The sequence below is a fragment of the Pantoea sp. 22096 genome (assembly GCF_052045955.1).
GTDB lineage: Bacteria > Pseudomonadota > Gammaproteobacteria > Enterobacterales > Enterobacteriaceae > Pantoea > Pantoea alfalfae.
On the sequence record NZ_JBQEPW010000001.1, the window covers coordinates 1,932,482 to 1,953,893 of the forward strand.

Genomic DNA, 21,412 nt, shown 5'->3' on the forward strand with positions numbered 1-21,412 from the left:
ATTTTTGCACTTTTTTCAAATAAAGTTGAAAGCCCCCTTCCCGGTTTGAGTGGGAACGCTTTCAAATCGCAATCCGACCGGAACCTGCTGATTTATGAGTAAACCAATTCAGATGGAACGCGGCGTCAAATATCGTGACGCAGACAAAATGGCGCTGATCCCGGTAAAAACCGTGGCTGTTGAACGGCAGGAGATGTTGCGTAAGCCGGAATGGATGAAAATCAAGCTGCCAGCCGACTCCAGTCGTATTCAGGGCATCAAAGCCGCGATGCGCAAAAACGGCCTGCACTCGGTCTGTGAAGAGGCATCCTGCCCTAACCTGGCCGAATGCTTTAACCACGGCACCGCCACCTTTATGATTCTTGGCGCAATCTGCACCCGTCGTTGTCCGTTCTGCGATGTGGCTCATGGCCGTCCTAATGCGCCTGATGCCAACGAACCCGCAAAACTGGCACAGACGATTGCCGATATGGGCCTGCGCTACGTGGTGATCACCTCGGTGGACCGCGATGATTTGCGTGATGGCGGCGCTCAGCACTTTGCCGACTGCATCAGCGCGATTCGTGAAAAAAATCCTACCATTAAAATTGAAACGCTGGTGCCGGACTTCCGTGGCCGTATGGATCGTGCGCTGGAGATTCTCACCGCGACGCCACCAGATGTGTTTAACCACAACCTGGAAAACGTACCGCGCGTCTACCGTCAGGTGCGTCCAGGCGCGAACTACGAGTGGTCACTGAAGCTGCTGGAGCGTTTTAAAGAAGCTCATCCTGATGTTCCGACCAAATCGGGTCTGATGGTGGGCCTGGGTGAAACCAATGCCGAAATCGTTGAGGTAATGCGCGATCTGCGTCGCCACGGCGTCACCATGCTGACGCTGGGACAGTATCTGCAGCCGAGCCGCCATCACCTGCCGGTTCAGCGCTACGTCAGCCCGGCCGAATTCGATGAGATGAAAGCAGAAGCGATGGCGATGGGCTTTACCCATGCCGCGTGCGGTCCGTTTGTCCGCTCCTCCTATCATGCGGATATGCAGGCTAAAGGCGAAGAAGTGAAATAAGTAGCCTTTGCGGTCAGAAGAGTGAAAACAAAAAACCAGACTGGAAACAGCCTGGTTTTTTTAGGTGTGCCTGAAATAAAAAGTAACAGTTATTTGCAGCAAATAACCGATTAATCTTTATGAACGACGCGTTCTGCTGGCACGTCTTCTGCCGTCGTTCGGGTTGCGCTGGTATCTTCATCTTTCATGGCTTTTTTGAAGCCTTTGATTGCAGAGCCCAGATCGCCGCCCAGTGAGCGCAACTTGTTGGTACCAAAAAGCAGTACGATAAGCGCACCGATAATCAGCAGCTTGGCAATACTGATACCTTCCATATTTAACCTTTCGACTTTATTGAATCACGGTGACTGTTATTTACGCGCAGTTTGCCTGTGACGACAACTGGAATCTGTAACAGAGTAAGATCTTTGCTGTAGCGAATATGTGGTGTTTCCCGGTTCAGGCAATCACTTCAGCTCAGGCCGTTCAAAACGCCGGTTTTCAAGAACCGGTAATACCCGGCGGGCATAGGCAATACGCTCAGGATCAAGATCGGCAAACAGCAGTGCCGCAGACTCAGCCGCATTTGCCACCGCCACGCCCAGTGGATCGACGACCAGACTATTACCAATATTGCGTGGACCACACTCACCTACCGCCACCATATAACAGGTGTTCTCCAGCGCACGGGCACGGGTCAACAGCTCCCAGTGCATCTCTTTAAGCGGACCTTTTACCCATGCAGCAGGGAGCACCAGCACTTGCGCACCATCCAGCGCCAGCCGACGCGCCAGTTCCGGGAAGCGCACGTCATAGCAGGTCATCAATCCGACTGTCATTCCCGCGACGTCAATCAGCGGCGGAATGATGTGGCCCGGATTGACCCGCTGTGACTCCTGCATCGCAAAGGCATCGTACAGATGCAGCTTTTCATAGGCGGCGATGATTTTACCCTTACGAATAGCCACCAGCACGTTGAGCGCTTTATGCTGCCCGGTGGGAACATGAACGCTCATTATGGTAGTCAGCGCATTGTGTTCACTGGCGGCCAGCAACTGGCTGAGGAAAGGGCCATCCAGTGGCTGCGCCGCCTTCACCACTAAATCGGGATCGGCATTATCGCGCGCCAGCACCGCTTCCGGCAGCACCAGCAAATCGGCGCCGCCTTCTGCCGCCCGCTGCATTAAATCCAGACAGGTATCAGCGTTCTCCTGCCATTCACGGCTCACTGCAAATTGCCCTAACGCCACTTTCATCATTGTTCTTCTCCTGCAGCGCCGGCAATATTACTCCCGGCGTCAGTTATCGGTGGATCAGCCCCTGCTGATAGTGCCCGTATTCGGCGTGAGCCATCATCTTCTCATTGGCGCTAAAACCATTGTGCTGCCAGCAAAGCAGACATTCCTGCGTCATGCACCGCAAATCCTTAGCCAGCCACGGCAACGTATCGTCCTTATTCATGTATGCTCGCCCCCCCCAGCTTAATAGTGCTGGCGGCCTGTGTATGGCTTTACCTTCGACAGCGTGCCACCGGTTTGCAGAGGCCTGCTGTCCGCCAGAGAGCGAACCCTCACGGCAACCGTTTCTGCTGTCCGGTTGCCACCGTGAAAGCAGAAAGTGCTGACAGGCACAGGATGCAGCGATCAGTCATCATTTCTGTCGCCAGCCTCAGGAAGGCACTGTGGAAAAATATCGCCGACGTGCGGATCGTCACTCTGGTCGGGAAGTTAACCCACTTGCAGATCTTTGATGAGATAACAGGGTGACTCAGTATAGCCTTCGCGAGCGTAGAACTGATTCGCCTTAAGACGTGACTGATGGCAATGAACTTCCATACGGTCGCAGCCATGACGCGCAGCCAGCGTTTCAGCGTGCTGAAGCAGCTGCTGGCCGACGCCTTTACTGCGCTCACCTTCTGCAATGCAGAAATAGCTGATGCGGGCGAAATCGCCGGCCAGGGCAAGCTGAGGGATAAAATGGAGGGAAAGGAAACCCAGCACCTGGCTGCCATGTTCAGCCACCAGCAATACTTCACTGGGATCGCTGCATAACTGTGCCAGGCGCTGTTCAATAAAGCTTTCGGTACCGCCGTAGCCTAACTCGCTTAACAGGGCACTCAACGCAAAACTGTCTTTTAACTCCGCCTGACGTATCTTCATCCTGCCTCCTCACTCACCAGATTCTGTCGCTCAGTTATATAGCGTCACACGCTAAAAAGCTGTATGCCGGGTTGTTATGAATATGTTACGAGGATTTATGGTGAGCCGCCGCGCAGTTTGTGCGGCCTCAGGGACGATACAGAGGGTACGATGAAGAGGATGAAGTGCAGATGACAGGCATAAAAAAACCCGCCATAAGGCGGGTTTTTAGAATTCTGACTGTTAACTTACAGACTGATAACGTTAGCAGCAGATGGGCCTTTAGCACCGTCGGTGATTTCAAACTCTACGCGCTGACCTTCAGCCAGAGTTTTGAAGCCGTTGCTCTGGATTGCAGAGAAATGTACGAATACATCTTTGCTGCCATCTTCAGGAGTAATGAAACCGAATCCTTTAGATTCATTAAACCACTTAACGTTACCTTTGATCTTAGACATCTATATTACCTTTACATGAAAAATGGACACTAAACTGTGTCGCTGTCTAGTACAGCAATTGTGGAGGGATTTGTCCAGCATGATTTGATGAAAAAGTGATAAATATCGACTTTCTGTGCATCCATCACACTTTCCTGCTTTTCAACTTGCGAAACCCGCCTGAACGGGTAACGCGGATGGGGCTGTTCCCACACGCTAACCCGCTGGAAAGGCATATCTTTTTTATTTCATACAGATATGCCATTCACGTTAAAAAGAAAAATCTCATTAAGAGTTGCACCTGCTTTTCCTGACACTTTAGCTGGCAAAACAGCACTATTTTCCACTTTTATCAGGCATGTAAAAAACCTGAAACACGCAGGTTTTTTCAGGCGTTACCGGGCACCGCTGTAATTCTGACCTTTTAATGATCACAACAGCGCATTTTTTCCGCACCCCGAAGCCGGTTTTTTCGGGAAAATTTAATTCTGAGCGCTGTTCAGCCCAGTCAGAGCAGGCTATTCGCGGATAAGTCAGACAAAAAACCATAAACATTGAGCAGGATCAATGAACTGCCTTTTAGAGAATAAATTCGCATTTGGCAACAAACAATTAACCTGATAAGCCACTACTTTCCTCACTGCAGGCTGGAATAATATTGCGCTGCAATAGATAAATTTTTCTTAAGATGTCAGGGACGGGCATGGGTGAATGCTCAGTGAAATGGAGGATAAACCTAAGATGGTGATGAAAATACGCTGTACCCAGTGTGGAAGCGCCAGGTTCATATTTACTGATTACAGAGAAGGTGATCGCAACTTTCATGGTGCCTGCTGCGCAAGCTGTAAAAAGCCGCTGGGGTCGCAGGATCTGCTGCCCAATACGCCGATAGATCCCATTACGCACTATCTGCTGGCCAGCCAGAAAACAGCGCGGGCACCTGATTAGGTGCCCGCTGTCGCTGAAGCTTTAAAAAAATATGACATCAGAAAATCAGTTTGAACACCCCTGTCAGGGTCAGCAAGCCCACGACGAATATGATCGCGATAATCCACAGAATAATTTTCATTTCCTTTTCCCCTCACTGATTAAACATTTTTCCTGTAAGCAGTATAGACAGAAAAATATGTCATGCTGCTTCACTCAGGGTTCAACTGCTCATAAGTTCAGCAGATTTCGCTTTTATTTATGTTCTGAGATAACGATCGCAACACCACTTTTTACCGGCCCTCTTTCTTCGTTTTACAGACTACTCCTGGCTAAAATTTAGGCGGTAAGGCATGCCTTAGTAGTGATGAGATTGAAAATGAGTCGCGAGGAGATCTTATGAGCACGATTAATACCAGCATGGGCCGCTACAGCCTCAAGGCAAAAAACAGCGGTAACCACATCAAAGGTTCTTTCGCCATCAACGATGAAGGCGGCACGCAGCTCTCTATGCAGGAGTTTGACGAGCACTATCTTGATGATGTGGTAAACAACGTTATCTATCCGGTCACCGGCGGCAACCGTGAAATTGCGCGTGCGCTGCGGGAACAGATGGTCAAAGCCGGATTTGAACCGCCTCATTAAGGGGCCAGATTTACACGGTTACAGACCTGTGGGCCGCGCTTTGCGGCCCTTTTTATCGTCGTGGTTATGGGCTGTGAATAAATGGCCAACGATGCCGTCCGCGATAAACAAGCAAACGGGCTGGAGAGAAGCAAAAGCGGAGTGCCGCTGGCAGGCCTGCCAGCGGCCAGAGGTTAAATCGCCCAGGAGAGCAGCAGGCAACCTACCAGACCACAGACCGAAATAATGGTCTCCAGTGCCGACCAGGAGCGAATGGTTTCGCCAATCGTCAGGTTGAAATACTCTTTGAACAGCCAGAAGCCAGGGTCATTAACGTGTGAGAAGATCACGCTGCCGGACCCCACAGCGATCACCATCAGTTCCGGGCTGGCACCACTTGTGACAATCAACGGTGCCACGATGCCACCAGCGGTAATCGCCGCTACCGTGGCAGACCCCAGGGCAATACGCAGCACGGCAGCAATCGACCAGGCCATAAAGATGGGTGAGAGCTGGGTAGAGTGCATCATGCTGGCGATATATTTATCCACGCCGCTGTCCACCAGCACCTGTTTGAAAGCACCGCCACCGCCAATGATCAGCAGCATCATGGCAATGATTTTAATCGAGTCGGTCAGGGTGTCCATCACCTGTTCCATCGTACGACCGCGATTCAGACCAAAGGTGAAGATCGCAATCAGCACCGCAATCAGCGTTGCCATTACCGGGTCACCAAAGAACTCCGCATAGGGCAGCAGTACGTGCCCTTTAGGCAACAGCATCTCCGCCACGGCACGCAGCGCCATCAGCACCACCGGAACCAGGGCCGTCCAGACGCTAACGCCAAAGCTGGGCATTTCCGCTTCGGTAAAGGTTTTCGGGTTGTAAAGCCCCTGCGGAATCGGTTTGTCGATATTCTTCAGGAAACGGGCATAAACCGGACCTGCCAGAATCACCGTAGGGATACCCAGCAGCGTACCGAACAGCAGCGTTTTACCCATGTCAGCATTGAACAGCGTGGCAATAGCCGTCGGGCCGGGGTGTGGCGGAAGAAAACCGTGCGTCACTGAAAGAGCCGCCGCCATCGGTACCCCGACATAGAGAAGCGGTACACGCGCCGACGCCGCCACGCTGAACACCAGCGGCAGCATCAGGACAAAGCCAACTTCGTAGAACAGCGCGAAGCCGACGATAAAACCGGTCAGCACCAGCGCCCACTGAATATGCTTAGTGCCGAATTTTTCAATCAGAGTGGTGGCAATACGCTGCGCGCCGCCGCAATCGGCCAGCAACTTACCGAGCATGGCACCAAAGCCCATGATCAGCGCGAGGCTGCCAAGCGTGCCACCCACACCCGCTTTGATTGAGGTAATGACTTTATTAACCGGCATGCCCTGCATCACACCGACCGCCAGCGCCACCAGGATCAGCGCGATAAATCCATTAAGCTTAAAGCGAATCATCAGCAGCAGCAGTAACGCGACGCCGATCGCCACATAGAGTAATGGCATAGGTTTTCTCCACCTTGCACACTGAAGGGTATTCAGTGTCGGTTTATTATCATGATCCCCTGAGGGCTACAAAACAGTGCGCTGTAAGATGCTTACACATCCCGACAAACGCTGTTACCGATAACATGTTAAGGGTAACATCCGCAGGAAAGCACCACCCTGCCGACGGTGAATTTCTGTTTTGCGAAGATGATCAACTTTTTGCCAGCGTGTTATCAGAAAGTTTGCCCATGCTGGCGCCGCGCTTTTCGTTACACTCAGATTTTAGCGAAATGTAAAAAGGATGCGCTGGTGAGTGAGAACCTGAGTGAGCTGTACAGTAATCAACGAACCCTCTTTGGCCGCGGCAGTCTGGATAAACTGGTGCCGCTGCTGGCCGCCCGGCCACAACCTACCCTGCTGTTTTGCGGACAATCTTTCCTCCAGGGGGCGGCCTATGCCCGGATAAAAGCTGAACTCAACGATCACATCCTCGGCTACGAAATTGTCAGCCATGAAGCTTCGCCCGCTGAGATCGATGGCTGGGTTGCCCGCTGGCGTGGTCATGTTGATCGGGTATTAGCGATTGGCGGAGGCAGCGTGCTGGATGCGGCGAAAGCCTTTAGCGCCATGATCCAACACCCGCTGCCCACCGCTCGCTATCTGGAGAAGGTGGGTGATACCGCAGTTCAGCCCATCACGCTGCCGCTGATTGCGGTCCCGACGACTGCCGGGACCGGCAGCGAAGTCACGCAAAATGCGGTAGTAACCGACCAGCAGGATATTCAGATCAAAGCGTCACTGCGTCATCCGGTCTTTGTGCCGGAGGTAGCGATTCTTGACCCGGATTTGCTGAAAGGCGCGCCTGATCACGTGCTGGCGACCTGCGGCATCGATGCTTTTACCCACCTGTTTGAAGCGTATCTCTCCGGCAAAGGCAACTTGTTCACCCGCCAGCTGGCGCTGACCGGTCTGCGTCAGTTTGTTCAGGCGTGGCCTGCACTCAATCGCGAGGATGCGGCGGGTGATGCGGCACGTGAAGCAATGATGATGGCATCGTGGCTGGGGGGCGTCACTCTCAGCAGCGCGGGTCTGGGGGTGATCCACGGTATTGCCGGGGAAGTGGGCGCGATTAAACCGTACCATCACGGTGAAGTGTGCGGACGCCTGCTGTTTCCGTTCCTGGATCTGCTGTCTGACAGCCAGCAACCGCTGCAGCATACGCTGATGGCGGAACTGCACCCGCAGCTCTTCAGCGAATCCACAGATTCACCGGCACAGTTTCTGAAACAGTGGCTGCAGCAGCAGGCTATCACGCCATTCTGGCAGGATGGCCCGTCGCTGAGCCGCACTGAGGTGGAGTGGATTCTGGCGCGTGCCAACAGCAAAAATTCGCTGGTGAATTACAGCCGCGAACAGATGCGGACAATGATTGCGCAGGCCTGGCAAATCACGGCGTGATCCAGGGGCGCGCTGGCCTTTCGACCTGCCAGGCTGGCAGGTCATGCAGCAGCTCAGCGCTATCCTGGCGCCTTCATTCTCAGCGGCTCAGGGCGGCAAAAGGCCCCTCGCCTGCCAGCATCTGCTCAATGATCTGCAACACGCCCTGCTCATTATTAGACGGCGCGGCATAACGTGCCGCCTGCTTCACCCGCTGCGGCGCATTGTCCATGGCAAAACTGAAGCCGGACTGTTTCAGCATCTCCAGATCGTTACCGCCATCGCCAAAGGCCAGCACCTGGTCATGCGTGATCCCCCAGCGTTTTGCCAGCAGATCCAGACCGTGCGCTTTGTGATTTCCCGGCACGATCAGATCCACCGAGCCATGACCGCTTGACGTCGCGGCCACGCGTCCCTGGTGCAGTCGCTCAATATCCGCCATCAATGGCTCGATGTAGTCGTCAGAGAGATTCAGCGCGAACTTAAACAGCCGGTCATCCTGCACCTCATCCAGATGATGAATCGGCTTCAGCCGGTGACAGTAATGGCGCATCTTCTTCAGCCAGCTCTCTTCCATGCCGTCGAAGTAATACGCGCTGTTACGACCACACAGCAGGTAACGCAGGCCGGGATAGTCGCCGTTTTGCAGGGTGCTGATTACCGCTTCAACGTCGCAGCGTTCAAAGGCACCGCAAAACAGCTCCTCATCACGGTCAATAATCCATGCACCATTTTCCGCCACAAACGCGATATCGCTGGCGATCGCCGGGAAAAAGGATTTGAGCTGGTAATACTGATTGCCGCTGGCCACCACAAATTTGATGTCGCGGGCGGTGAGTTGCTGATAGCAGGCGAGAAAGCGGGATCGGTTGTACTGCTTGTTATCGTCCAGAAACGTGCCATCCATATCTACCGCAACCATCTTAACCGTCGTCATCATGACTCCTTACACAGGAAATTTCAGCGTGGAGTCTCAGGATAGCCGCTGGCGCAGCAAAACGGAAAGAAACAGGGATGGCCGCAGCCATCCCCGGGGGATTAATTCAGAGCGCTGTTCAGCACCAGCGCGGTAATCACTCCGGTCGCAGCAGCAATCAGCACATAGTTGCCGTCGATGTTTGCCCAGTGATAACCACGCGGCGGTTCACGCAGACCGCGTTCATGCCAGTCGGCTACACGGTAACGGTCGCCGCGAAATTCCTGCGGGACAGGATGGCCGCGACGGAAATCGTGGCCCTGCCAGGCGAAATGGTCACGGTCATTGCGGGATTCTCTGCCACGATGGTTATTATCATCATCATGCCGGTTATTGCCCATGTCGTGAGGCTTTTTATCATCATGGCGATTGTTGCCGCGGTCTCGCTTCTGGTCAGGACCGCGATTTTCAGGACGTTTATCACTGTTCTGATGCGGCACAGGCATGCGGTGTCCGTCATCATGATCGTCTGCCAGTGAAACCTGAGAGAAGAGCGTGCTGCAGGTTAAAAGTGAAGCGATAAGCGTGAGTGTTGTTTTTTTCATGATACTGCCTCCGGAAATAACGGCTGTTCAGGCACCGTTGCTCGGCATCATGGCAATAATCCTGGCGGGGGACATCTGTAAAAGTCTTAAAATCCGGTAACTTACACACTATTACGCTTGCTTAGCGCTTTCTTAACACGGGTCATATCCTTACAACTTTCCTGACGCAATTCAGATTTCAACCGCGCAGCCTGAGCATCGCGCCTCAGGCTGCCCCGTTAAAACCTGTTCAACGTCAGGGTGCTGAAACGCACCCCGATGCTTTACCCGGTTATGGCGTGCTGAGGATCACTGGCGCATCCGGCAATCCCGTGAATTGTTTTACGATGTGGTGGAAATCGGCCGTCGGATCCAGATCGCGGAACAGTTCCGGATAGAGATCTTTTGCCAGAATTTCCATACCGATGATGTTGTATGGGTGATTATAGAAATGATGATAAACGCCATAAACCCGTTTCTGTTTCACCGGTTCGATCTGCTCCAGGCCGGTGCGACTCTGCAGGCGATTAAAAGTGGCGGTCACGTCGGTCTGACTGGCACCGTAACCAAACGGCAGCACGTTACTGTTCGGACGCTTCGAGCCGGTCATGATGTACACGTCCGGCTTCATGGCAATAATCTTCTCCAGCGACACAAAACCTGAACTGCCGGGCAGCAGCGCTGAGCCAATATTTTTCCCGCCGACCGCTTCCACCAGCGCGCCCCAGCCGTTATGACCATGGGTAAAGCAGCAGTTATCGCTGTTACCGGCAATCGGTTCAATAAATACCGTCGGCTTGTGCGGCACCTGGGCAATCTTTTGCTGAATCATCTGCCAGCGCTGCTGATAAAAATCAGCGTAGGCTTTCGCTTCGGTTTCGCGATTCAGAACGGTACCCAACACTTTCACGCTCTTCAGGGTGTTCTCTTTAGGATGAAGCTCATCATCCAGAAACAGCACCGGAATATGCAGATTTTTCAGGGTCGCGAGCACGCCCGACTGCGCCAGTGCCGGTTTAGCGCGCAGCTGCGCAATCATCAGATCGGGTTGCTTCGCCAGCACGCTCTCCAGATTGACCTGCCCCTGATCGTTAAAGCCCATATCCACAATCGATGCCGCCTGCGGCCAGCGCTGCTTCAGCAGGTCCCAGGTCTGGGTATCCTGCTTTTTCGGCAGGTTGTTCCAGGCGACCACCCGTTGAAACGGGTTTTGTCGATCCAGTAAGGCCAGCGCCATCACGTCGCGTCCATCCTGCAAAATCACATGCTGCGGCTCCTTTTGCAGCGTAATTTTCTGACCATCCATGTCGGTCACCGTGACCGGATAGGTGGTCGCCGCGCAGGCGGTTGACAGCAATAGCGTGGTGGCAGCAACAATCCCGATTTTCATTTTTCTCCTGTCCTTTAAAGGAATAATAATTATTCGCGTTAACTCTACCATGTGAAAAAGTAACAAATGTAAATATTGCTGACGAGATGCGTCTGACGGAGAGGGTTTGCTGTGTGGCGGCAGGCTAAAACAGGGAGGCGATACAGGGAGAAAATGACGGGTAGCGGGCCGAACAGCAGACGCCTCTCAATACCGCTGAGAAGCGCCTGTTGAGTGATCGGTTACTTCACCAGCGAATAGAAAATCGCGGAGATAGCAATCAGACCTGTCAGCACCACAAACAGGTTACTGATTTTACCCCTGTACCTGCGCATTGCCGGGACTTTCTGAATCGCATACATCGGCATCAGGAACAGGATCATCGCAATCACCGGCCCGCCCAGCGTCTCAATCATGCCGAGAATATTCGGGTCCAGTGTTGCCACCAGCCAGGTGGTGAGCAACATAAAGAGTGACGTCAGGCGATTCAGTCTGGCGGGCGTGATGGTTTTACCGCGACTGCGCAGCGCCTTATTGACCATACCGTTAAACCCTTCACGCGCTCCCAGATAGTGGCCGAGGAACGATTTGGTGATCGCCACAATGGCAATCAGCGGCCCGAGCCAGGCAATCATCGGCACCTGAAAATGGTTCGCCAGATAGGAGAGAATGGTAATGTTTTGCGCCTTGGCGGCGTGCAGATCATCAGGCGACAGGCTCAGCACGCAGCTGAATACAAAGAACATCACCGTTACCACCATCATCAGGTGTGAGCAGGCCAGAATGCGCGAGCATTTTTTCTCAGCGGCGTCGCCATACTCTTCGCGCTTTGCCAGTGCAAAGGAGGAGATGATCGGTGAGTGGTTAAACGAAAAGACCATAACCGGTATCGCCAGCCACAGCGTCATCCACAGGCTGCTGCCCGCAGGCTGAACGTTCAGGGTAGAGAGTGCAGCGCCATGCCAGTGCGGGATCAGATAGCAGGCCATCAGCATCAGCACCGCCACAAAGGGATAGACCAGCACGCTCATCGCTTTAACGATCATCTTCTCGCCGAAGCGCACAATGGTCATCAGGCCGACAATCAGCAGCAGCGACAGCAGCATACGTGGCGGCGGCACCAGACCGAGTTGGTTCACCATCAGGCTCTCAACCGTGTTTGTAATCGCTACGCTGTACATCAGCAGAATCGGGTAGATGGCGAAGAAATAGAGCAGTGTAATCAGCTTGCCCGCGCCGACGCCGAAATGCTCTTCGACCACTTCGGTAATATCACCCGCCGGATTTTTGCCGGAAAGGACAAAGCGTGTCAGGGCGCGGTGCGCGAAGAAGGTCAGCGGAAAGGCCAGCACCGCCATAATGATCAGTGGGATCAGCCCGCCGACACCGGCATTGATGGGCAGGAACAGCACACCGGCTCCAATTGCGGTGCCGTATAAACCCAGCATCCACATCGTGTCGGTTTTACGCCATCCCGTATCGACGTCACTCTCAAGCGCGCCCAGCGTGCCAGTTTGCGTGGTTTTCATCAGATAGTCCGTGTTAAAAGCCGCCAGTAACCTGAGCCGTCAGGCAGATAAACGTATGCCCCGCTCAGCCTCAGCTGCAGACGGATCGGTGAAGCGTAAAAGTGATCCACCCGCGCATAGGTAATCGATTGCGTGCGCCACTTTTTACACTACCTGACGATAAAAGTTCAAGCCGCGAAGATAAACACGCATGGATTGCTGAAAAAACCGTCAGGTTGTGCAAAGTGACTGCGCGGCGATCATGCCATTTTTGCGCCCGTTTTACTGCCCCTGAAAAGGTGATCCCTGTAACGATTAAGCGTAACGGACTACGCTTTAACTGACGCTGTCGCGATTATGCCGACAGGTACACAGGAGAAAAGAATGAAAATTGCCTGTCTGGGATGGGGATCGTTAATCTGGAAACCTGGCGCACTGCCGGTGGCCAGTCAGTGGCATCATGATGGACCTGCCGTACCAATTGAGTTTGTGCGCATCGCTGACGGCGGGGAACTATCAACGGCGATCTGTCTCAACGCCCGCCCGGTGCCGGTGTTCTGGGCCTGGCTGAACACCGCTTCTCTGGAGAGCGCCTGCCGCGCGTTGCGCATTCGGGAAGGGATACCGGACAGCCGCGTCGATGGCGTCGGCATGATGACGGTGACAGAAAGCTCAGCCGGACCGCTGGCAACGTGGGCGCAGGCCAAAGGCATTGAAGGTCTGATCTGGACCGATCTGCCTGCCCGCATGGCGCGTGTCGAAGGCCTGACCCCCACACTGGATGACGCGCGACATTACCTGCAGAATCTTACCGGCGAAACACGTGAGCACGCGTTTCACTACATTGAACAGGTTCCGGCGCAAATCGATACCGCTTACCGGCGCGCACTGGCTGATCTTACCGGCTGGCAACCGGATGCGTTGCCCGTCAACACCGCCACAGCTCAGATGCCGTCCCCGAGCCCGCCGGTCTGAAAGCGCCCCGCCTTCAGCACCGCTCTGCTTACTCTTCAAAGGATTACTACACTTCAGGCAGGTTTCGATTTCAGATTCCCTGAGTCTTCCTCGCAGGTAGCCATACCTTCTGGTCTGGCTGCCCTTTCCTCGTCAGTAGGAGATCAACAGATGAAAGCATTAACGTATCATGGCCCCCATAAAGTCAGCGTGGATAATGTGCCCGACCCGGGTCTGGAAGCGGCCGATGACATTATCCTGCGCGTGACCGCCACCGCCATTTGCGGTTCAGACCTGCACTTATACCGCGGCAAAATTCCAGGCACCGGGCATGGCGATATTTTTGGTCATGAGTTTATGGGCGAAGTGGTTGAGGCGGGCAGCGCAGTGACTGCCGTCGCCAAAGGCGATCGGGTAGTCATTCCGTTTGTGATCGCCTGTGGCGACTGCTTTTTCTGCCTGATGAGCCAGTATGCCGCCTGTGAAAATACCAACAGCGGACGGGGCGCTATTCTGAACCGCAAGAACATCACGCCGCCCGCGGCGCTGTTTGGTTTCAGCAAGCTCTATGGCGGTGTGCCCGGCGGACAGGCGGAGTATGTCAGGGTGCCGAAAGCCAATACCGGCCCGTTTAAAGTGCCGTCGGTACTGTCAGATGAGAAAGTGCTGTTCCTGTCGGACATTCTGCCCACCGCGTGGCAGGCGGTCAAAAATGCCGAAGTTAAACCCGGCTCCAGCCTGGCGATTTTCGGTGCCGGACCGGTTGGCCTGCTCAGTGCCGCCTGCGCCCGGCAGCAGGGCGCCGAGCAGATCTACATGATTGACCACAACAACTACCGCTTAAACTTTGCCCGCGATCGCTACGGCGTCATCCCGATTAACTTCGATGAGATCGATGACCCGGCTGGCTGGATTATCGAGCACAGCACCGGCAATCGCGGTGTGGATGCCGTGATCGATGCCGTCGGGTTCGAGGCGAAAGGGAGCCTGACTGAAACCGTGCTCACCAATCTCAAGCTGGAAGGCAGCAGTGGTAAAGCGTTGCGTCAGTGTATTGCTGCAGTGCGGCGTGGCGGTATCGTCAGCGTACCAGGCGTCTACGCCGGATTCATTCATGGCTTCCTGTTTGGTGATGCCTTCGACAAAGGGCTGACCTTTAAAATGGGACAGACGCATGTGCATGCTTATCTGCCGGATCTGCTGAAGCTGATTGAGCAGGGGCATCTGACGCCGGAAGAGATTGTAACCCATCATCTGCCGCTGGAAGATGCCGCACGCGGCTACGATATTTTTGCCAAACGCGAAGAGGAGTGCCGCAAGGTGATTCTGGTGCCAGGCATGGCAGCGACACAGGCCACAATATAATTTCACAACGGGTCTGTAACGCTTCACCCCTGGCTCCCCGGCTGTTTTACGCCGGGGCTCTCGTCTCAGAACGGCTTGCGTTGCAGGCTGCTTCGCCACTCCCGCCTCTCCAGCAGATGTTCATCCGGCGAGTCCGCCGTATCCACCTGACTCCCCTGTTCCAGCAGTCGCGCACTGCGTGAATGAGGATGACTTTCGCTGATCACCTGTTGTGAAAATGCACCAAATGACAACAGTAAAAACAGTAATGCACTGGCCGCCCTCACTTTCATACGCACACCTCTTTAGTAACGGTGTCGCTATGCTGCCCGAAGGGTTTTCATTTTCTGTCAGTAACAGGCAAAGTTATGTGTTAAGCGGGAACAAGCTGCGACGGGTTTAACCGCGGTTCCGGATAGCCAGTCAGCCCGGCATCATACGTTTTCCGGAATACCGTCCGTATTCTTTGAGGAGAATGTTGTTGAACATCAATCAGTTTGATCAGCCGGTCGGTGAGGCCTTGCCCGACTGGCAACCGGTCACAAGGCCCCCCTGTATGCCACTCACGGGTCAGTACTGCCTTCTCCTGCCGCTGAGCATCGATCATGCAGAACCGCTATTGCAGGCATTTATGCTGGCACCGGATGATCGCGACTGGACCTGGCTGAGCGCGGAGCGGCCCGCCTCCCTGCCGCAGATGCAGCAATGGATTGCAGATAAAGTGGCGGATAAGGCCCTGGTGCCCTTCACGGTCTGCTCGCCAAATCAGCAGCCCTGTGGGGTGGTCTGCTTCGCCAGCATTGAGCCGGGACATGGCACGCTTGAAATCGGTCACGTCACCTGGTCGCCGCTGATGCAGCGCAGTGTCATCGGCAGCGAGGCGATTTATCTGCTGCTGCAACAGGCTTTCTCGCGCGGCTATCGGCGGGTAGCATGGCGCTGTGATTCGACCAATATCGCATCACGACGCGCAGCAGAACGGCTGGGGTTCCGCTTTGAGGGCCGTTTTCGTCAGGTGATGACGCGTAAACAGCGTAATCGCGATACCGACTGGCTATCAATTATTGACCGTGAATGGCCGGATGTTCAGCGCGCCCTGAGTGCCTGGCTGAGTGCGGATAATTTCGCTGCCGGGGGACAGCAAAAGCGCCCGCTCAGCGCCTGCTTCGCCGACGTTAACCCGGCGGATGCAAACGCGACAAGTTCTGAGCGCGGAGCGGATACGGGCGATTAATGCAGCCGACGCACGGTCAGTGCTGCAGACCAGCGCTGTCGCTGACAGCGCGGGCAGACTGCCTGCTGCTCAGCCTTAATGATCTGCGTCTGGCCGCAATGGGTGCAGGCATAGAGCGTGCTGATCGGTACAGTGCTGTAATCCTGCCGGTGCTCTGGGGGCAGTACGCTTAACCCGGCGCGCATCTCATCGTCATCGTAGAAATAGAGGCTGAGCTGACCATCGACCTCCACCAGCGCCAGCCTGATCTGCCCCAGATGTTCCACACCGCTCTGCCGCAACTCCATAAAGAACTCATCTTCAGAAATATTCAGCCGATCCAGGCTCTCCAGCACATACAATCCGTCTTTAATCAGGGTAATGACGTCGCCCTGAATCAGCCGCGAAAAGCGTGGGCTGTGTGACGTCAGCCAGGTGGTGAAGCGGTAGAGCGTCAGCAGGACCACAAACACCATAATGACCGGTAGCACCGGCACATCATCATAAAAAGTGACGTCACCGGACGCGGAACCCAGCGTCAGGATCACCACCAGTTCGAACAGCGACAGCTGACGCACGCCGCGTCGTCCTGAGACTTTCAGAAACGTAAAAACCACCAGATAAGCGATCAGGACCCGCGCCACCACCTCAAACAAAAAGGTGGCCGGTTGGTCGTTAAGTAAGAAACGGTGCCAGTCGAATGAGAACATAGTCGGTTAAACATCCTGTTTTAAGCGGCGCGCCGCTTAACCAGCCGCCCGTTAATAGCCCGCAGATTCAGGCCAGCAATAAGTAAATCTTGTCGCCAGTCCGTTAAAAGGCAAGCGAAGCAGTAACGCTAAAACAGGTAAGTCTGTCTGCTCTGCATGTTGAGGAAAAGGTTAACAAAGCTGAAAATAGTGTTGACTCTCTTCACGCCTCGCTTATCAATCCGACAGCATAAACAAAAGTTAAAAATTCCTGTTTCTGAATGGATGACTTTTGCCGCTGCGCTTTTTTCTCTTCACTTCAATAAGTTGCGAATAACCCCTCCCTGCCTATACTTTCCAGTAAGGCTTCCGCAAAATTCGTTAACATTCAGAGAAGCCACTCTTTTTCCTGCCGATAGCGCCGCACGTTTAGTTCTGCTATCTCACGCATCCAAACCGTCACAGGCTCTGTTGCCTGCAATTTAGCGTCTGTGACTTATGGCAAGGATCGCCAGTCTGCTTTGCATACCTGTAACGCCCTGACCCGTTTCGCGACGGCTCGTCAGCGGGAAGCGTGTTGCTTTTTTTTCGGGAGATGCCATGACGCCCTTTTCCAGTTTCTGGCAGGCCGGCTACGAAGGAGCTGATCATATTAATCCGGCTGGTGTTGCGCTGTCGATGAACGATCTGAACCAGCATCAGGCGCGCGCGGCAGAGGATTATGCCGCGCTGGGGCCCTTTGCCATTCGCACGGTGCGCGAAAGCGTCGGCTGGCGGCTATGTGAACGCGACGGCCGCTATGATTTCTCCACGGTCGCTGCACGGATTCAGGCAGCAGAGCAGCAGGGTATTCAGCTGAGCTGGACAATCTGCCACTACGGCTGGCCCGCGGGTGTCAGCCTGTTTGATCACGACTTTGTCCCCCGTTTCGCTGCCTTCTGTGGCGCACTGGCCCGCTTCCTGGCGCCCTGGTATCAGCAGGCACCGATCTACTCCCCGATGAATGAGATCTCCTTTGTCAGCTGGGGCATCTCGGTCGGGCTGTTCGCCTGTGAGGCGATCCCGGAGCCGGCCCGGGCCGATGCCGCCAAGCAGCAACTGGTGCGCGCTACCCTGGCTGGCTGTGATGCGATCTGGCAGGCCGATCCGCGCGCCCGTGTGCTGCACTGCGATCCGCTGATCCATATCGCGCCCGATCCCGCCGATTCCGACAGCGACCGTCTGGCGCGTGAGATGTGTGACACCCAGTATCAGGCGTGGGACATGCTCAGTGGTCGCCGCAATCCGGAGTTGGGCGGCGCACCCCGCTATCTCGATCTGATTGGCGTGAATTACTACCACGACAACCAGTGGGAACAGGGTTCCAACCGGCGGCTTTACTGGCATCTGGGCGACCGCCGACGCCAGCCGCTGCATCAGCTGCTGCTGCAGGTCTGGCAGCGCTATCAGCGGCCGCTGCTGCTCGCAGAAACCAGCCACGTCGGCAGCGGCCGCGGCGCCTGGATCCGTGAGATCGCCACACAGGTTGCACAGGCGCAGCTGGCGGGCGCGGACCTGCTCGGCATCTGCCTCTATCCGATTCTTGATCGTCCCTTGTGGGAAGAGACCACCTTCTGGACCCGCAGCGGCCTGTGGGATCTTGACCTACTCGGCACCGATCCTTACGCCCGCCAGTTACAGCAGCCCTATGCTGACGCCTTGCGCCAGGCGCAGCGCTTTTTGCAGCACATCCAGTCCCCATTACATCCCAGCCAGGAGCACACCATGAAACCACCTGTTCTTATCGTTTTCAGCCATTTACGCTGGGGTTTTGTTTTTCAGCGTCCGCAGCAGCTACTGACACGACTGGCACAGCACTATCGCGTGCTGTTTGTCGAGGAGCCGGTCTGGCAGGCGGGGCCACCAGGTCTGCATCAGAGTTCGCCTGCCGCCAACATCACGGTGATTCAGCCGCACACCGACAGCGACGCGCCCGGCTTTCACGACAGCCAGATCGCCCCACTGCTGCTGCTGCTGACGCCGCTGCTGGAGGAGGGCGAACAGCCGCTGATCTGGTTCTATACGCCAATGGCACTGCCGCTGCTGACGCCGTTTGATCCGGCACTGGTGATTTACGACTGTATGGATGAGCTTTCAGCCTTCCAGAATGCGCCACGCCAGCTGCAGCAGCGCGAATCTGCGCTGATGACCCGCGCCGATCTGGTCTTTACCGGCGGCTCCAGCCTCTATGAAGCGAAGCGTGACAAACACGCTCAGGTTTACTGCTTCCCCAGCAGTGTTGATGCCATTCATTTTGAACAGGCGCGCGATCGCACGAATCGTCATCCGTTACAGGATGCCATTCCGTCGCAGCGTCTGGGTTATTACGGCGTGCTGGATGAGCGTATCGACCTGCCGCTGATAGCCGTGCTGGCAGACAGCCATCCCGAATGGCAGATCATTATGGTCGGACCGGTGGTGAAAATTGATCCTGCCAGCCTGCCGCAGCGCGACAATATTCACTGGCTCGGTCAGCAGCCCTATCAGGCTCTGCCGCAGTTTCTGGCGGGCTGGGATGTCTGTCTGATGCCATTTGCCATTAATGCTTCGACCCGCTACATCTCCCCGACCAAGGTGCTGGAGTATATGGCGGCGCAGCTGCCGATTGTCAGTACTGCCATTGTCGATGTGGCGCGCCACTACGCTGAGGAAGTGGCGGTAGCAGAGACGCACGCGGAATTTATTGCCGCCTGTGAACAGGCAATGGCGATCGGTGCCGCAGAACGGCTGGCGCTGGCGGGACGGATGCAGGCCAAAGTGGATGTTACTTCCTGGGATCGCACCGCAGAGCAGATACATGGCCTGATCCAGCAGGCGCTGACGCAGCGTCAGCCCGCACTGAAGTCTGCCAGTCAGGCCCGCGCGCAGGCTGATGTCATGCCACTCACACCAGCGATGCTGGAGAGCGATGCGGTGCCCTGCCTGATTATTGGCGCCGGACCGACGGGTCTGAGCGCCGGGTATCACTATGGCGAAGGCGCGGTGCTGCTGGAGAAAAATAGCACGCCCGGCGGCTGGTGCCGATCGATTGACGATCAGGGGTTCACCTTCGACTATGCCGGTCACATCATGTTCTCGCAGGATCCCTACGTGTTGCAGCTCTATGAGCTGCTGCTGGGCGACAATCTGCACTGGCAGGCGCGCGAAGCCTGGGTTTACAGCGACGGTGTTTATACCCGTTATCCCTTCCAGTCAGCGCTGCACGGCTTGCCGGTCGGGGTGGTAAAAGAGTGCGTGCTGGGCGCTATCGAAGCGCGTTACGGCGAAACCGCGGCGGCTGCCGTGCCACTGGATCGGGCGCGGGCGCGGCGGGATTGCTGTGCAGATGGCGCGATCCCCGATGAGGGTAGCAGTCTCGCTGCCGTGGAGGGCAAAGAGGATTTCCAGCATTTCATTATGCGCACCTGGGGTAAAGGCATCGCGCGTCACTTCGCCCTGCCCTATAACCAGAAACTGTGGAAAGTGCCGCTGACCGACATGGAAACGTCGTGGCTGGGCGGACGCGTGCCGCTGCCCGATCTGTCACAGATCATTGATGGTGCGCTGCAACCGCTGGCGAAACCGGTCGGCCCAAATGCCCGTTTCGGCTATCCGCTGCGCGGTGGCTTCCAGGCACTGATGTCGGGCTTTTTACCGCACCTGAAATGTACGCTGGAAACGGACACCACCCTGACCCGCATTTACCCGCAGGCGCATGTCGCCCTGCTGGCGGATGGTCGCCACTACCGGTATGAGCAGTTGATCAGCACCATGCCGCTGCCGGAGCTGATTAAGCTGATGGGTGATGAAGTGCCGGAGAGCGTCCGGCTGGCGGCGCAGCAGCTGCAGTTTGTGTCGGTGCGCTGTGTGAATCTGGGCATTGGCCGGGCTGACCTGACTGAAAAACACTGGATTTACTATCCTGGCGATACGCTGTTTCATCGCATTTTTGTGCAGGGTAATGCCAGTCCGCACTGCAATCCGCCGGGCGGCTTCGGCTTAACCTGTGAAATCACTTACAACGCGGCTAATCCGCTGCCGCTTCAGGGCGATGCGCTGATTGAGCGCTGCCGTCAGGATTGCATCCGGGTCGGCATGATCACCGCGGACGATCCGCTGCTCTGCGCATCTGAGGTTGATATGCCTTACGCCTACGTGGTCTATGACCATGCGCGCAGCGATAACGTGGCGCTGATCCGCCAGTGGCTGCTGACCCAGGATATCCATCTGTCGGGTCGTTACAGCGAGTGGGAATATTACAACTCGGATCACGCCTTCCTGGCCGGTAAACGCGCGGCCGAAAATGTCCAGTTGCAACATGTCAGCGCAGGGACGCTTGGCTGATCTGACGCCGACCGTTATGAAAGACGCTGGCTGCACTTTGCGGCTTTCAGCGACTGCAACGCAGTGACCCGCTTTTCCACTTTCCGGGTGGCATTGTATTTTGCAATGCCATTGCCCAGTCCGAAATCCCCGACAAAGCCCAGCACGGTCAGAGCATTAAACTGGCCGGTCTGCTCAATATCACTCTGCACGCTGTACGCTTTACTCAGCTCCTGATCCAGGACGTTGCAGTTCAGCGTCGCTGTCTCTTGCGGCGTCACCGCAGCCGCTTGTGGATAGTGTTTGGTTGCGCAGCCGGTTAACACCAGCACCAGTAGTCCCATTAAGACTTTCTGTTTACACATTTTTCATTGCCTGTTTTTTGCCCGATTAACAGGG

The 21,412-nt window shown here is 55.3% G+C and carries 20 protein-coding genes; 7 read left to right on the plus strand and 13 right to left on the minus strand.

Annotated features, from left to right (window positions below):
• Positions 1 to 94: 94 nt before the first annotated feature.
• Positions 95 to 1,060 carry a lipoyl synthase gene (gene lipA / locus ACTJKZ_RS09080; protein ID WP_161732071.1) on the plus strand — a complete coding sequence of 322 codons (966 nt, stop codon included), beginning with the start codon at positions 95 to 97 and terminating at the stop codon, positions 1,058 to 1,060.
• Between the two features lie 110 nt (positions 1,061 to 1,170).
• On the opposite strand, the gene tatE is transcribed toward lipA, so the two are convergent.
• The 5 genes from tatE to cspE form a co-directional block, all read right to left on the minus strand.
• Positions 1,171 to 1,374 (minus strand): twin-arginine translocase subunit TatE, encoded by a 204-nt coding sequence (tatE, locus tag ACTJKZ_RS09085; RefSeq protein ID WP_003854033.1) that lies wholly within the window; start codon positions 1,372 to 1,374, stop codon positions 1,171 to 1,173.
• Between the two features lie 132 nt (positions 1,375 to 1,506).
• Positions 1,507 to 2,295 (minus strand): deaminated glutathione amidase, encoded by a 789-nt coding sequence (locus ACTJKZ_RS09090; RefSeq protein ID WP_440829520.1) that lies wholly within the window; start codon positions 2,293 to 2,295, stop codon positions 1,507 to 1,509.
• A 46-nt stretch (positions 2,296 to 2,341) separates the two neighbouring features.
• Entirely contained in the window at positions 2,342 to 2,500 is a 159-nt protein-coding gene (locus ACTJKZ_RS09095; RefSeq protein WP_161732069.1) for a hypothetical protein, read from the minus strand.
• Between the two features lie 266 nt (positions 2,501 to 2,766).
• The gene (locus tag ACTJKZ_RS09100) at positions 2,767 to 3,198 is read right to left on the minus strand and encodes a GNAT family N-acetyltransferase (protein ID WP_161732067.1); all 432 of its coding nucleotides are present in this window, start codon (positions 3,196 to 3,198) and stop codon (positions 2,767 to 2,769) included.
• 227 nt (positions 3,199 to 3,425) lie between these two features.
• The gene (gene cspE, locus ACTJKZ_RS09105; protein WP_006118399.1) at positions 3,426 to 3,635 is read right to left on the minus strand and encodes a transcription antiterminator/RNA stability regulator CspE; all 210 of its coding nucleotides are present in this window, start codon (positions 3,633 to 3,635) and stop codon (positions 3,426 to 3,428) included.
• Between the two features lie 1,305 nt (positions 3,636 to 4,940).
• Here cspE and ACTJKZ_RS09110 point away from each other — a divergent pair.
• Positions 4,941 to 5,186, plus strand: a complete 246-nt coding sequence (locus ACTJKZ_RS09110; RefSeq protein ID WP_013357084.1) for a hypothetical protein — start codon at positions 4,941 to 4,943, stop codon at positions 5,184 to 5,186.
• A gap of 173 nt (positions 5,187 to 5,359) precedes the next feature.
• Here the strand turns inward: ACTJKZ_RS09110 and gntT are convergent, their stop codons facing one another.
• Positions 5,360 to 6,676: a gluconate transporter gene (gene gntT / locus ACTJKZ_RS09115; protein ID WP_013357083.1), complete on the minus strand. Its 1,317-nt coding sequence runs from the start codon at positions 6,674 to 6,676 to the stop codon at positions 5,360 to 5,362.
• Positions 6,677 to 6,967: 291 nt separating this feature from the next.
• Between gntT and ACTJKZ_RS09120 the strand changes: the two genes are divergently transcribed.
• Positions 6,968 to 8,116 carry an iron-containing alcohol dehydrogenase gene (locus ACTJKZ_RS09120; RefSeq protein ID WP_161732063.1) on the plus strand — a complete coding sequence of 383 codons (1,149 nt, stop codon included), beginning with the start codon at positions 6,968 to 6,970 and terminating at the stop codon, positions 8,114 to 8,116.
• 79 nt (positions 8,117 to 8,195) lie between these two features.
• Here ACTJKZ_RS09120 and ACTJKZ_RS09125 read toward each other — a convergent pair whose 3' ends face one another.
• The 4 genes from ACTJKZ_RS09125 to ACTJKZ_RS09140 all read right to left on the minus strand — a co-directional run bounded on the left by ACTJKZ_RS09125 (position 8,196) and on the right by ACTJKZ_RS09140 (position 12,493).
• The gene (locus ACTJKZ_RS09125; RefSeq protein ID WP_285088441.1) at positions 8,196 to 9,032 is read right to left on the minus strand and encodes a Cof-type HAD-IIB family hydrolase; all 837 of its coding nucleotides are present in this window, start codon (positions 9,030 to 9,032) and stop codon (positions 8,196 to 8,198) included.
• A gap of 101 nt (positions 9,033 to 9,133) precedes the next feature.
• Positions 9,134 to 9,616 carry an RcnB family protein gene (locus ACTJKZ_RS09130; RefSeq protein WP_253421291.1) on the minus strand — a complete coding sequence of 161 codons (483 nt, stop codon included), beginning with the start codon at positions 9,614 to 9,616 and terminating at the stop codon, positions 9,134 to 9,136.
• A 271-nt stretch (positions 9,617 to 9,887) separates the two neighbouring features.
• Positions 9,888 to 10,985: an ABC transporter substrate-binding protein gene (locus tag ACTJKZ_RS09135; protein WP_440829466.1), complete on the minus strand. Its 1,098-nt coding sequence runs from the start codon at positions 10,983 to 10,985 to the stop codon at positions 9,888 to 9,890.
• A 221-nt stretch (positions 10,986 to 11,206) separates the two neighbouring features.
• Complete coding sequence (locus tag ACTJKZ_RS09140; protein ID WP_440829467.1) at positions 11,207 to 12,493, minus strand: HAAAP family serine/threonine permease; 1,287 nt, start codon at positions 12,491 to 12,493, stop codon at positions 11,207 to 11,209.
• 363 nt (positions 12,494 to 12,856) lie between these two features.
• On the opposite strand from ACTJKZ_RS09140, the gene ACTJKZ_RS09145 reads away from it, so the two are divergent.
• Positions 12,857 to 13,447 carry a hypothetical protein gene (locus tag ACTJKZ_RS09145; protein ID WP_161732055.1) on the plus strand — a complete coding sequence of 197 codons (591 nt, stop codon included), beginning with the start codon at positions 12,857 to 12,859 and terminating at the stop codon, positions 13,445 to 13,447.
• A 150-nt stretch (positions 13,448 to 13,597) separates the two neighbouring features.
• Positions 13,598 to 14,791: a zinc-dependent alcohol dehydrogenase gene (locus ACTJKZ_RS09150; RefSeq protein ID WP_161732053.1), complete on the plus strand. Its 1,194-nt coding sequence runs from the start codon at positions 13,598 to 13,600 to the stop codon at positions 14,789 to 14,791.
• Positions 14,792 to 14,856: 65 nt separating this feature from the next.
• Here the strand turns inward: ACTJKZ_RS09150 and ACTJKZ_RS09155 are convergent, their stop codons facing one another.
• A complete protein-coding gene (locus ACTJKZ_RS09155) occupies positions 14,857 to 15,063 on the minus strand; it encodes a hypothetical protein (RefSeq protein WP_161732051.1) in 207 nt (68 codons plus the stop codon).
• 188 nt (positions 15,064 to 15,251) lie between these two features.
• Between ACTJKZ_RS09155 and ACTJKZ_RS09160 the strand changes: the two genes are divergently transcribed.
• Positions 15,252 to 16,004, plus strand: a complete 753-nt coding sequence (locus tag ACTJKZ_RS09160) for a GNAT family N-acetyltransferase (RefSeq protein ID WP_260057659.1) — start codon at positions 15,252 to 15,254, stop codon at positions 16,002 to 16,004.
• Here ACTJKZ_RS09160 and ACTJKZ_RS09165 read toward each other — a convergent pair.
• Positions 16,001 to 16,693, minus strand: a complete 693-nt coding sequence (locus tag ACTJKZ_RS09165; protein WP_161732047.1) for a DUF421 domain-containing protein — start codon at positions 16,691 to 16,693, stop codon at positions 16,001 to 16,003. The genes ACTJKZ_RS09160 and ACTJKZ_RS09165 overlap by 4 nt on opposite strands.
• A gap of 579 nt (positions 16,694 to 17,272) precedes the next feature.
• On the opposite strand from ACTJKZ_RS09165, the gene ACTJKZ_RS09170 reads away from it, so the two are divergent.
• Positions 17,273 to 21,034, plus strand: a complete 3,762-nt coding sequence (locus ACTJKZ_RS09170; protein WP_440829468.1) for an NAD(P)-binding protein — start codon at positions 17,273 to 17,275, stop codon at positions 21,032 to 21,034.
• A gap of 14 nt (positions 21,035 to 21,048) precedes the next feature.
• Here the strand turns inward: ACTJKZ_RS09170 and ACTJKZ_RS09175 are convergent, their stop codons facing one another.
• A complete protein-coding gene (locus ACTJKZ_RS09175; protein ID WP_222924375.1) occupies positions 21,049 to 21,378 on the minus strand; it encodes a hypothetical protein in 330 nt (109 codons plus the stop codon).
• Positions 21,379 to 21,412: the final 34 nt, after the last annotated feature.

Bases quoted from the DNA above. Each gene is read 5' to 3' on its own strand.
- lipA (WP_161732071.1), top strand. From the start codon at position 95: ATGAGTAAACCAATTCAGATGGAACGCGGCGTCAAATATCGTGACGCA.
- tatE (WP_003854033.1), bottom strand. From the start codon at position 1,374: ATGGAAGGTATCAGTATTGCCAAGCTGCTGATTATCGGTGCGCTTATC.
- ACTJKZ_RS09090 (WP_440829520.1), bottom strand. From the start codon at position 2,295: ATGAAAGTGGCGTTAGGGCAATTTGCAGTGAGCCGTGAATGGCAGGAG.
- ACTJKZ_RS09095 (WP_161732069.1), bottom strand. From the start codon at position 2,500: ATGAATAAGGACGATACGTTGCCGTGGCTGGCTAAGGATTTGCGGTGC.
- ACTJKZ_RS09100 (WP_161732067.1), bottom strand. From the start codon at position 3,198: ATGAAGATACGTCAGGCGGAGTTAAAAGACAGTTTTGCGTTGAGTGCC.
- cspE (WP_006118399.1), bottom strand. From the start codon at position 3,635: ATGTCTAAGATCAAAGGTAACGTTAAGTGGTTTAATGAATCTAAAGGA.
- ACTJKZ_RS09110 (WP_013357084.1), top strand. From the start codon at position 4,941: ATGAGCACGATTAATACCAGCATGGGCCGCTACAGCCTCAAGGCAAAA.
- gntT (WP_013357083.1), bottom strand. From the start codon at position 6,676: ATGCCATTACTCTATGTGGCGATCGGCGTCGCGTTACTGCTGCTGCTG.
- ACTJKZ_RS09125 (WP_285088441.1), bottom strand. From the start codon at position 9,032: ATGACGACGGTTAAGATGGTTGCGGTAGATATGGATGGCACGTTTCTG.
- ACTJKZ_RS09130 (WP_253421291.1), bottom strand. From the start codon at position 9,616: ATGAAAAAAACAACACTCACGCTTATCGCTTCACTTTTAACCTGCAGC.
- ACTJKZ_RS09135 (WP_440829466.1), bottom strand. From the start codon at position 10,985: ATGAAAATCGGGATTGTTGCTGCCACCACGCTATTGCTGTCAACCGCC.
- ACTJKZ_RS09140 (WP_440829467.1), bottom strand. From the start codon at position 12,493: ATGAAAACCACGCAAACTGGCACGCTGGGCGCGCTTGAGAGTGACGTC.
- ACTJKZ_RS09145 (WP_161732055.1), top strand. From the start codon at position 12,857: ATGAAAATTGCCTGTCTGGGATGGGGATCGTTAATCTGGAAACCTGGC.
- ACTJKZ_RS09150 (WP_161732053.1), top strand. From the start codon at position 13,598: ATGAAAGCATTAACGTATCATGGCCCCCATAAAGTCAGCGTGGATAAT.
- ACTJKZ_RS09155 (WP_161732051.1), bottom strand. From the start codon at position 15,063: ATGAAAGTGAGGGCGGCCAGTGCATTACTGTTTTTACTGTTGTCATTT.
- ACTJKZ_RS09165 (WP_161732047.1), bottom strand. From the start codon at position 16,693: ATGTTCTCATTCGACTGGCACCGTTTCTTACTTAACGACCAACCGGCC.
- ACTJKZ_RS09170 (WP_440829468.1), top strand. From the start codon at position 17,273: ATGACGCCCTTTTCCAGTTTCTGGCAGGCCGGCTACGAAGGAGCTGAT.
- ACTJKZ_RS09175 (WP_222924375.1), bottom strand. From the start codon at position 21,378: ATGTGTAAACAGAAAGTCTTAATGGGACTACTGGTGCTGGTGTTAACC.